The organism is Allobosea sp. (assembly GCF_030694325.1).
GTDB lineage: Bacteria > Pseudomonadota > Alphaproteobacteria > Rhizobiales > Beijerinckiaceae > Allobosea.
In genome coordinates, this window is the sequence record NZ_JAUXYO010000193.1 from 1 (window position 1) to 10434 (window position 10434).

The 10434-nt window shown below is 68.1% G+C and carries 10 protein-coding genes; 7 read left to right on the forward strand and 3 right to left on the reverse strand.

Annotated elements, in window-relative coordinates; genetic code table 11:
• The 3 genes from Q8M82_RS12355 to Q8M82_RS12365 all read right to left on the reverse strand — a co-directional run.
• The coding region (locus tag Q8M82_RS12355) for a glutamine amidotransferase-related protein (protein ID WP_465248080.1) at positions 1-239 on the reverse strand (239 nt) is incomplete at its 3' end.
• Positions 236-1765, reverse strand: coding sequence for an anthranilate synthase component I (gene trpE, locus Q8M82_RS12360; protein ID WP_305691650.1), 1530 nt, complete (start codon positions 1763-1765; stop codon positions 236-238). The genes Q8M82_RS12355 and trpE, both read right to left, overlap by 4 nt.
• 2 nt (positions 1766-1767) lie before the next feature.
• Positions 1768-3681 carry a peptidylprolyl isomerase gene (locus Q8M82_RS12365; protein WP_305691651.1) on the reverse strand — a complete coding sequence of 638 codons (1914 nt, stop codon included), beginning with the start codon at positions 3679-3681 and terminating at the stop codon, positions 1768-1770.
• A 202-nt stretch (positions 3682-3883) separates the two neighbouring features.
• Here Q8M82_RS12365 and tpiA point away from each other — a divergent pair, with 202 nt between their 5' ends.
• The 7 genes from tpiA (at position 3884) to Q8M82_RS12400 (ending at position 10304) form a co-directional block, all read left to right on the forward strand.
• On the forward strand, positions 3884-4645 hold the full coding sequence (tpiA, locus tag Q8M82_RS12370) for a triose-phosphate isomerase (protein WP_305691652.1): 762 nt from the start codon (positions 3884-3886) through the stop codon (positions 4643-4645).
• A gap of 165 nt (positions 4646-4810) precedes the next feature.
• Positions 4811-5203, forward strand: coding sequence for a preprotein translocase subunit SecG (secG, locus tag Q8M82_RS12375; RefSeq protein ID WP_305691653.1), 393 nt, complete (start codon positions 4811-4813; stop codon positions 5201-5203).
• Between the two features lie 211 nt (positions 5204-5414).
• Positions 5415-7043 (forward strand): CTP synthase, encoded by a 1629-nt coding sequence (locus Q8M82_RS12380; RefSeq protein ID WP_305691654.1) that lies wholly within the window; start codon positions 5415-5417, stop codon positions 7041-7043.
• A gap of 80 nt (positions 7044-7123) precedes the next feature.
• Positions 7124-7525 carry a DUF350 domain-containing protein gene (locus Q8M82_RS12385; RefSeq protein WP_305691655.1) on the forward strand — a complete coding sequence of 134 codons (402 nt, stop codon included), beginning with the start codon at positions 7124-7126 and terminating at the stop codon, positions 7523-7525.
• Between the two features lie 10 nt (positions 7526-7535).
• Entirely contained in the window at positions 7536-8147 is a 612-nt protein-coding gene (locus Q8M82_RS12390; protein WP_305691656.1) for a DUF1190 domain-containing protein, read from the forward strand.
• A gap of 1 nt (position 8148) precedes the next feature.
• A complete protein-coding gene (locus tag Q8M82_RS12395) occupies positions 8149-9318 on the forward strand; it encodes a glutathionylspermidine synthase family protein (RefSeq protein WP_305691657.1) in 1170 nt (389 codons plus the stop codon).
• A gap of 86 nt (positions 9319-9404) precedes the next feature.
• Positions 9405-10304 carry a VOC family protein gene (locus Q8M82_RS12400; RefSeq protein ID WP_305691658.1) on the forward strand — a complete coding sequence of 300 codons (900 nt, stop codon included), beginning with the start codon at positions 9405-9407 and terminating at the stop codon, positions 10302-10304.
• Positions 10305-10434 lie beyond the last annotated feature (130 nt).

Consider the following 10434-nt stretch of genomic DNA (forward strand, 5'->3'; position numbering starts at 1 on the left):
AGGCAGACGCCGAAGATCGGGATTGTGCCTGAGGCTTTCTCGATGAGTTCGAGGCAGATGCCCGCTTCGTTGGGCGTTGCCGGTCCAGGCGAGATCACGATTGCGTCGGGCTTGGCGGAGATCACCTGGCCGACACTGATCTTGTCGTTCCGGTGCACCACCGTCTCGGCACCTAGGTCTCCGAGGAAGTGATAGAGATTATAAGTGAAGCTGTCGTAGTTATCGATGAGGATGATCATTGCGCTCTCCCGGCGCGGCCCGCGAAGCGCACGGCCTCTTCGGCGGCGCGGAACAGCGCTTTGGCCTTGTTCACGCACTCCTGATGTTCGGATTCAGGGTCGCTGTCGGCAACGACTCCCGCACCCGCCTGCACATACATCTTCCCGTCCTTCACGATGGCCGTGCGCAGCACGATGCAGGTATCCATCTCGCCATCCGCCGAGAAATAACCCACGCAACCGGCATAGACGCCGCGCTTGTTCTTCTCAAGTTCGTCGATGATCTCCATCGCGCGCACCTTGGGCGCGCCTGAAACCGTGCCCGCGGGAAAGCCCGCGACAAGCGCATCGATGGTGTCGAACTTATTTGAAAGCCGGCCTTCGACGTTCGAAACGATGTGCATGACCTGGGAATAATATTCGAGGATGAACTGGTCCGTCACCTTGATGGTGCCGATGTCGGCAACACGGCCAACATCGTTGCGGCCAAGATCCAGCAGCATCAGGTGCTCGGCGCGTTCCTTCGGATCGGCCAGCAGTTCCTGGGCGAGGGCCTCGTCCTCGGCCGGGGTGGCGCCGCGGCGGCGCGTGCCGGCGATCGGACGGATCGTGACCGTGTCGTCGCGGAGCCGGACCAGGATCTCGGGGCTCGAGCAGACGATCTGGAAGTCGGCGAAGTCGAGATAGCACAGGAAAGGCGCCGGGTTGACGCGGCGCAGCGCCCGGTAGAGCGCGAAGGGCGGAAGCTGGAACGGCGCCTCGAAGCGCTGCGACAGCACGACCTGGAAGATGTCGCCGGCGCGGATATAGTCCTGCGCGGTCGCGACCATGGCGTGGAACTGCGCCTCGGTCGTATTGGAGACGATCGCCGGCTCCGGCAGGGCGGCGATGTCGACCGCCGCATCCGGGGGCAGGGGGCCCTCCAGCGCGCGCACCACCGCATCCAGCCGTTCGAGCGCCCGCTCATGGGCGGCGCGGGCCGGGACGCCGGGCTGGTGGCGCACCGGCGTCACGACATGGATCTCGTCGCGCACCGAATCGAAGACGACCATCAGCGTCGGCCGGGTCAGGATGGCGTCGGGGACGCCGGTGCCGGTGTCCTTGGGCTCCGGCAGGCGTTCCATCAGCCGGACCATGTCGTAGCCGAGATAGCCGAAGACGCCGGCCGCCATCGGCGGGAGGTCTCCGTCGGCGAGAGCATCGGTCTCCGGGATGGCGCTTTCGTCGAGCAGCGCCCTCAGGCTTTCGAAGGCCGGCCGGGGATCGGCGAGAAAACCGTCGCCGAGCGCCGGGCGGCAGAGTGCCGCCTCGCCGCGATGGCAGCGCCAGATCAGGTCGGGCTCGAGGCCGATCATCGAATAGCGGCCGCGCACCGCGCCGCCTTCGACCGATTCGAGCAGAAAGGCCGGCCCGGTCGTGGCGTGGCGCAGCTTCAGGAAGGCGGCGACGGGCGTCTCGCAATCGCCGACCAGCACCTGCCGCAGCACCTGCGGTGTGCCGGCCTCGTAGGCGGCGATGAAGGCCTCCTGATCCTGCGCCAACGCCATGGTCAGTTCTGGTTGCCGCCGGTGGCGTTGCGGAACGCCGCCTCGTTGATCGAAACGCCGAGTTCCGTCTGCCGCTGCGCGACGTATTGCGCGAGGATGTCCTCGCTCACGCTGGCGCCGAGCGTGCGGGCGAAATTCTCCGCTTCCTGCGTCGTGCGGGCGTAGCTCGGCACGGTGGCTGCATCGACCTTGAACAGGATGCGCCCTCCATCGGCGGCGGCTGCGGAGCCGCTCCTGCCGGCTGGCGTGCCGAAGATCAGGCTGACGACATTGGCCGGCAAGTCGGGGCGCTGCTCCTGGCGGCCGAGGCCCGCCGCCTGCTCGATCGTCAGCCCGGCGGAGGAGGCGACGGCATCGAAGGCCTCACCCTTGTCGAGCCTCTCGACCAGTTCGCGCGCCTTGGCGGCGAGGCGGCTGGCGACCTCCTCGGTGCGCCATTGCGCCTCGACCTGGGCCTTGACCTCTTCGAAGGCCTGCTCGCGCGAGGGGTCGACCTGCTTGACGTCGAACCAGACATAGCCCGTGTCGCGGGGCAGGCGGATGGCCTCGTTGTCGACGCCCGGCTCCGAGCGGAAGATCGCCTGTGCGGTGGCGTCCCCGCCCGCCAGGGGGGGCTCGGCGTTGCCGTCCGGGCGGCGGAGCGCGGCATCGACCGGCCCGACGCTGCGCAGCGGCAGGTTGAACTCCTTGGCGATCTCGGCCAGCGGCCGGGCGGCGGCGCGCTGGTCCTCGATCTTGTCGTGGATCTCCGTGATGCGGCTCGCGGCGCGCCTTGTGGCGACGTCGCTGCGCATTTCGGCTGCGACCTGCTCGAAGGGCCGCACCGTCTCCGGCGCGACCGCGGTGACGCGCAACAGGACCGGGCCGAAGGCGCTCGCGACGGGCGCGCTGACCGTGCCTTCCTGAAGGGCGAAGGCGGCGTCGCGAACGGCCGGATCGAAGACCTGGTTGCGGGTAAAGCTGCCCAGAGTCAGCTCGGCCGCAGCGATGTTGCGCTCGGCGGCGATAGCATCGAAGGTCTCGCCGGCTTCGATGCGGGCGCGGGCGGCCTGCGCTTCCTCGGCGTTGGGGAAAACGATCTGCTGGATGGTGCGGGTTTCGGGCGTGGTGAAGCGCTGCGCCTTGACCTCGTCATAGCGGGCGCGGGCGTCGGCCTCGCCGACGGCGGTGGTGTCGGCCAGCGTCTCGGCCGAGAGGGCGAGGATGTCGGCGGTGCGACGCTCGGGCGCCCGGAACGCGCTCCTGCGTTCGTCGAAAAAGGTTTTGAGCTGCGCGTCGGTCGGATTGGGGATGTCGCCGGCCACGCCGGGGACCAGGCGCGCGAGGGTGACGTCTCGGCGCTCGTTGCGCAGGCGGTGACCGAGCTCCTGGAGCGCCACCGGCGCGCCGACGGCGCCCACCACCATCTCGCCGATCTGCTGGCGCAGGATCGTCTCGCGCTGCTCGCGCACATAGCTCTGCTCGGTGAAGCCGTTCGAGCGCAGTAGCTCGTTGAAGCGCGCGGCCGAGAAATTGCCGGAGGCGTCGCGGAAGGTCGGATCTTCGAAGATCAGCGTGCGGATGGTGTCGTCCGACACCGCCAGCCGCATCGAGCGCGCCGTCTGGTCGAGCACCGAGGCCGTGATCAGGCGCGAGAGCGCCTGCCGGTCGAGCCCGAGCGCGCGGGCCATCTCCGGCGTGATCTGGCGGCGCTGCTGGCGCGTGAGCTGCTGGATATCGTTTTGGTAGGCCGTGCGCATCTGCTCCAGGCCGATTTCGGCCTTGCCGACGCGGGCGACGGAGTTGCGGCCATAGCCCTGGAAGATGTCGCCGATACCCCAGATCGCGAAGGAGAAGATCAGGAAGCCGAACAGGACGAAGATGAGAAGCTTGCCGAAGAAGCTCCGACCCGCGTTGCGGATGCCCGTCATCATCATGGAGATCTGTCTTTCCTGGCCCTGGCGGGGCGCTGCAGGCGCCCCGGCCGGTTTTCGTCGGGGCTGCTTATAGGAACCGCAGCGCCATGCCGCAATCGCCAGCGCGGTTTCGTGTTGCCGTCGGGGGGAAGAGCGGAGCCCGCCACCGTTGCAGGCCGCCGCCGGCATTGCTAGAGCCGCAGCAGCATTCGGGAGAGATCACGTGACGCGCAGCATCAGGCCCCTGGTGGCCGGCAACTGGAAGATGAACGGGCTGAAGGCGGATCTCGCCATCGCCGCCGAGGTCGCCAAGGGCTACGACATCGGGCTGAAAAGCGCGGTCGATATCGCGATCTGCCCTCCCGCCAGCCTGGTCTATCCGGCAAGTGCCGCGTTGATCGGCGCGCGGATCGCGACGGGCGGCCAGGATTGCAGCACGCAGGCTTCGGGCGCCTTCACGGGCGAGGTTTCGGCCGCGATGCTGGCCGATGCCGGGGCGGCGTTCGTGATCGTCGGACATTCCGAGCGGCGCACGCTCCATGGCGAGACCAACGCGACGGTGAAGGCCAAGGCCCAGGCGGCGCAGCAGGCGCTGCTGGTGCCGATCGTCTGCGTCGGCGAGACGAAGGGCGAGCGCGAGGCCGGCAAGGCGATCGCGGTGGTCAAGAAGCAGTTGCGCGGCTCCGTGCCCGACGGCGCGACGGCGGCGACGCTGGTCGTGGCCTATGAGCCGGTCTGGGCCATCGGCACCGGGCTGACCCCGACGGCGGCTGACGTCGCCGAGATGCACGAGGCGATCCGGGCCGAGCTCGGCCGCATGCTCGGCAAGGCGGCGGCGGCCGGCGTGCGCCTGCTCTATGGCGGCTCGGTGAAGCCGTCCAACGCGGCCGAACTGATGACCGTCGCTCATGTCGACGGCGCGCTCGTCGGCGGGGCCAGCCTGAAGGCCGAGGACTTCCTGGCGATCGCGCGGGCCTGCGCCTGACGGCGGGCGGAGGAAAGCCCGTCGCGCGCTGCATCACCGGGGTGGTGCGACCGCCAAGCGCGTGCTATGTGCCGCGCCGTGTTCGCCGGCCCCACGGGCCGTCGTCGAACAGCAGGAGCAGGTGACCCTTGGCGGTGGCCCGCGCCATACCCATTTCGTGAGCTCATGCAGAACGTTCTCATCGTCATCCATCTGATCATCGTGGTCGCGCTCGTCGGCGTGGTCCTGCTGCAGCGCTCCGAAGGCGGCGGGCTGGGCATGGGTTCGGGCGGCGGCGGGGCGGGCGGCTTCATGACCGGCCGCGGCCAGGCCAACGCCCTGACGCGGACGACGGCGATCCTCGCCGGGGCCTTCTTCCTGACCTCGATCGTGCTGGCGGTGATGGCCAATCAGGGCCGCGTGCAGCGTTCGATCATCGATGGCGCGCCGGCGCCGACCGCTCCCGCCGGGCCGACCGGGCCGAGCGCCCCCAATGCGGGCGGCGTGCTCGACCAGCTCCGGCAGATGCAGGCGCCGAGCGGTGCGCCGCAGCCGGCGCCTCCGGCGCCGCAGCAGTGAGGCAGGCAGGTCCCGCAAAAGTGGTTTCCGCTTTTGCGACAAGGACCTGCCCGAGCAAGTCTTGGCAGGGGCCGGGCAACCGGCCCTTCTCTTTTGTATGGAGTGCGTTCGCCGCCGGGCAGCGCTCACCTGTGGACAAGCGTGCAGGGCAAGACGGGGCTGCACGCCTGGACTTAGCGAATCGCACCCGTCGCTTTAGAGGTGTCCACCCATGACGCGGTATGTCTTCATCACCGGCGGCGTGGTGTCTTCGCTGGGCAAGGGCCTGGCGGCGGCGGCGCTGGCCGCCCTCCTGCAGGCGCGGGGCCACACGGTCCGCCTGCGCAAGCTCGACCCCTATCTCAACGTCGATCCGGGCACGATGAGCCCGTATCAGCATGGCGAGGTGTTCGTCACCGACGACGGGGCGGAAACCGATCTCGATCTCGGCCATTACGAGCGCTTCACCGGCCGGCCCTGCAACAAGGGCGACAACATCACCACCGGCCGCATCTACATGGACATCCTGACCAAGGAGCGCCGGGGCGACTATCTCGGTGCGACGATCCAGGTCGTCCCGCACGTCACCAATGCCATCAAGGAGTTCATCCTCGACGGCAATGAGGGCTACGATTTCACGCTGGTCGAGATCGGCGGCACGGTCGGCGATATCGAAAGCCTGCCCTTCCTAGAGGCGATCCGGCAGGTGAACCAGCAGCTGCCACGCGGGCAGTGCATCTTCATCCACCTGACGCTGCTGCCCTATATCCCAACCGCCGGCGAGCTGAAGACCAAGCCGACGCAGCATTCGGTCGCCGAGCTGCGCTCGATCGGCATCCAGCCCGACATCCTGCTCTGCCGCACCGACCGCGAGATCCCGCGCGAGGAGCGCCGCAAGCTCGCCCTGTTCTGCAATGTCCGCGAGACCGCCGTGATCGAGGCCCGCGACGTCGCCTCGATCTACGACGTGCCGCTGTCCTACCACGCCGAGGGGCTGGACAACGAGGTCCTGGCGGCCTTCGGGATGGATGCCAGCCAGGAGCCCGACGTCTCCAACTGGCGGCGCATCTCCGAGCGCGTGAAGAACCCCGAGGGCGAGGTCACCATCGCCATCGTCGGCAAGTACACGGGCATGAAGGACGCCTACAAGTCCCTGATCGAGGCGCTGATGCATGGCGGCATCGCCAACCGGGTCAAAGTCAATCTCGACTGGATCGAGTCCGAGGTCTTCGAGAAGGAGGATCCGGCGCCCTTCCTCGAACATGTCCACGGCATTCTCGTGCCGGGCGGCTTCGGCCATCGCGGCGCCGAGGGCAAGATCAGGGCGGCGACCTTCGCCAGGCAGCGCAAGGTGCCCTATTTCGGCATCTGCTTCGGCATGCAGATGGCCGTGATCGAGGCGGCCCGTTCGCTCGCCGGCATCACCGACGCCAACTCGACCGAGTTTGGCCCGACGACCGAGCCCGTCGTCGGCCTGATGACCGAGTGGATGCGCGGCAACGAGATCGAGCAGCGCGCGGCCGACGGCAATCTCGGCGGCACGATGCGGCTGGGCGCCTATGCCTCGACGCTTCAGGCCGGCTCGAAGATCGCGCAGATCTATGGCACGACCGAGATCTCCGAGCGGCACCGCCACCGCTACGAAGTGAACATGGGCTATCGCGACCGGCTCGAGGCTGAAGGCATGAGCTTCTGCGGCCTCTCGCCGGACGGGCTGCTGCCCGAGACGATCGAGTATCCGGACCATCCCTGGTTCATCGGCGTGCAGTACCATCCCGAGCTGAAATCGCGCCCCTTCGAGCCCCATCCGCTTTTCGCCAGCTTCGTCGAAGCGGCGATGGTCCAGAGCCGCCTGGTCTGAGGCGGCGCGAGCGGACGCTGGCATTGCCGGCTGGCTGACGTATAGTGACCTCCGCGACAGCGTGACGCGGGGGCGACGGCATGGCGATCTCGATGGCGGGGCTGCCCGCGTTCCTCCTGTATTTCGTGCTCGGCGCCGCGCTGATCGGCTGTTTCGTCGCGGTCTATCTGCGCCTGACCGCCCATGACGAGATCGGGCTGATCCGCGGTGGCAATCTCTCGGCGGCGATCGCGCTGGGCGGCAATGTCGCGGGCTTCTCGGTGCCGCTCGAAAAGGCCATCGCGCAGGCGAGCAGCATTCCCGATCTGGTGATCTGGGCGGTGGCCGCGATGGTCATCCAGTTCGGCGCCTATGGGCTGGCGCGCGTGCTGATCCCCGATCTGTCGCGCAAGATCGAGGAGGATCGCCTGCCGTCGGCTGTGATGCTCGCGGTCATCGCGGTGATCTCCGGCACGCTCGCAGCCGCGAGCATGACGGCCTGAGGAGGTCGCGATGAAACGCTCGACCCAGATCGGCCTGGCGGCAGCGGGGCTTCTGCTCGTCGCGAGCTATTGGGGCCGGACGGGCTCCCAGGACCAGAGCGAGGAGAGCCTCGTCTACGCCAATCTCGCCGAGTGCCGGGCCGGCGGGCAGCTGACCTCGCCCCAATGCGAACAGCGCTTCCGGGAGGCATCGGCCAACCATCTCCGCGACGCCAAGAAATTCACGAGCACCAGCGCCTGCGAGGCCGAATACGGCTCCGGCTCCTGCCAGAGCGCGGTCTGGAACGGAGCCTCGGTGGTGGTGCCGGCGCTCGCGGGATTCATGCTGGCGCGAAGCCTCGCCCAGGGCGGCGGCGCAGCGCAGCCCCTGCTGCCTCCGACGCGCCAAGCCTGCCCGCCCGGCAGCCCGGCGCAGGAATGCCAGCAGGCCCGTTCCTCATCGAGCAGCGGCGGCGGCTATGGTGGCGGTCGGTCATCGTCGTCGCGTGCCTATTCGACGACGTCTGGAGCCGCACTGGTGGCACGCTCCGGCTCGTCGCCCGGCGTGGCGACGACCACCACGACATCGCGCGGCGGCTTCGGCTTGACCGCGCGCTCCTACTTCTCGTCCTCGTCCTCCTGAGATGCGCCGGGTTCCCCTCGCGCCGCGGCCGAACTGGCAGGCCGATGTCGAGCGACTGGGTTTCGCCTTTCACACGCTCGACGGCGAGACCTATTGGGACGAGAGCGTCGCCTATGCCTTCACGCTCGAGGAGATCGAGCGCGATCTCGAAGCCCCGACCGATGCGATCGAGCAGCTCTGCTTCGCCTTCATCGAGAAAGCGATCGACGACGATGAGGTGCTGACGCGGCTGGCGATTCCGGCTGCGCAATGGGATCTCATCCGCGAGAGCTGGCGGCGCGGCGACCGAAACCTCTATGGCCGGCTCGACCTCGCCTATGACGGTAAAGGTCCTGCCAAGCTGCTGGAATACAATGCCGATACGCCGACCGCCCTGTTCGAATCGGCGGTGGTTCAGTGGGACTGGCTGGAGCAGGCGATGGCGCGCGGGGCGCTGCGGCCGGATTGCGATCAGTTCAACGCGTTGCACGAGCGGCTCATCGCCGCCTTCGCGCAGCTGCGCCAGCCCTCGCCCTACCGGCTGCACCTCGCCTGTGTCCAGGACAGCAACGAGGACAAGGGCACGGTCGATTACATGCTGGACTGCGCGGTCCAGGCCGGGCTCGATGCACGCTTCACCTATATCGAGGAGATCGGCCTGCTGTCGGACGGGCGCTTCTGCGACGGCGCCAACCAGCCCATCGAGACCTTGTTCAAGCTCTATCCCTGGGAGTGGCTGTTCCGCGAGGGCTATGCGGCCAACCTCGCCACCGCCCGCTGCCAGTTCGTCGAGCCGCCCTGGAAGGCGCTGCTCTCGAACAAGGGGCTGCTGGCCTTTCTCTGGGAGATGGAGCCAGGCCACCCCAATCTGCTGCCGACCTTTTTCGAGGGCGATCCGCGCTGCGCTTCGCTTTCGCAGCGGCGGGTGCGCAAGCCGCTCTATTCGCGCGAGGGGGCCAATGTCACCCTGACGGAGCGTGGCCAGGTGCTCGACAGCGATGACGGTCCCTATGGCGCCGAGGGTTTCGTGCTGCAGGATGCCGCGCTCAACCTGTTCCAGGCGGACGGTCATTATGCGGTCCTCGGCTCCTGGCTCGTCGCCTCGCAGGCGTGCGGGCTGTGCCTGCGCGAGGATGTCTCGCCGATCACGCGCAACACTTCGCGCTTCGTGCCGCATTACATCGAAGGCTGAGCGCGGGAGGGCGACCGCGGCGCATGACCGCGCCCGGGCAAGCTGCTAGAGATGAGTGCCCGAGCCTGCCGCAAGCGAGCCAGCCCATGCCTGAGACGATCCAGCCGACGACGCTCCCCGCCGCAGCCCCACGCGGCCTCGACCATCTCGTGGTCGGGGTGCGCGATCTCGACGCTGCCGGCGCTTTCTACGAGAAGCTCGGCTTCACCGTCGGCGCCCGCAATCGCCATCCCTGGGGCACCGAGAACCGCATCGTGCAGTTTCCGGGCTCGTTTCTGGAGCTGATCACGATCGGCGACGCGACGGCGATCATGCCGCCGGCGCCACGGCAGTTCTCCTTCGGCCATTTCGTGCGCGAGGCGCTCGAGCGAGGCGAGGGTCTGTCGATGCTGGTTCTCGAAAGCCAGGACGCCAAGGCGGATGCGGCCGCGTTCAACGCGGCCGGAATCGGCGATTTCGAGCCCTTCTTCTTCGAGCGCCAGGCGAAGCGGCCGGATGGCAGCACCGTGCGCGTCGCCTTTTCGCTCGCCTTCGCCGCCGATCCGCTGGCGCCGGAATGCGGCTTCTTCGTCTGCCAGCAGCACGAGCCGCAGAATTTCTGGAACCCCGCCTTCCAGCAGCATGCCAATGGCGCGAGCGCGCTCTCGGCCGCCATCCTCGTCACCGACGAGCCGGGCCAGCACCGCGCCTTCCTGAGCGCCTTCGCCGGCTTTCCGGAGGTGCTGGAGGGCAATGCGGACTATGTTCTGACACTTCCGCGCGGGCGCATCGACGTGCTCGATCCGGAGGCCGCGCAGGCGATCTATCATGCCGAGCCGGACACCACGCCGGCCCGGTTTCTCGGGTTCTGCGTCACCGTGCCCGATCTCGATGTCCTCGCCGGGCGGCTCGAGGCGGCGGACATTTCCTTCGGCCGGGGCGAGGAGCGGATCGTGGTCCCTTCCGAGGCGGCGATGGGCTGCGTCATTGCCTTCGAACAGGGTTGATGGGCAGGCTCGGCGGCATCGGCTCACAGGATTGGCACCATCATGATCGCGCCGGCGCTGCTGAAACTCCCCGATTTCGCGCTGTTCTTCTCGGTTTCTCTGGCGCTGGTCGGCGTTTACCTGCTGATCT

Coding starts and splice junctions, on each gene's coding strand:
- Q8M82_RS12380 (WP_305691654.1), top strand. CDS start 5,415: ATGACGCGGTATGTCTTCATCACCGGCGGCGTGGTGTCTTCGCTGGGC.
- Q8M82_RS12385 (WP_305691655.1), top strand. CDS start 7,124: ATGGCGATCTCGATGGCGGGGCTGCCCGCGTTCCTCCTGTATTTCGTG.
- Q8M82_RS12365 (WP_305691651.1), bottom strand. CDS start 3,681: ATGATGATGACGGGCATCCGCAACGCGGGTCGGAGCTTCTTCGGCAAG.
- secG (WP_305691653.1), top strand. CDS start 4,811: ATGCAGAACGTTCTCATCGTCATCCATCTGATCATCGTGGTCGCGCTC.
- Q8M82_RS12390 (WP_305691656.1), top strand. CDS start 7,536: ATGAAACGCTCGACCCAGATCGGCCTGGCGGCAGCGGGGCTTCTGCTC.
- trpE (WP_305691650.1), bottom strand. CDS start 1,765: ATGGCGTTGGCGCAGGATCAGGAGGCCTTCATCGCCGCCTACGAGGCC.
- Q8M82_RS12400 (WP_305691658.1), top strand. CDS start 9,405: ATGCCTGAGACGATCCAGCCGACGACGCTCCCCGCCGCAGCCCCACGC.
- Q8M82_RS12395 (WP_305691657.1), top strand. CDS start 8,149: ATGCGCCGGGTTCCCCTCGCGCCGCGGCCGAACTGGCAGGCCGATGTC.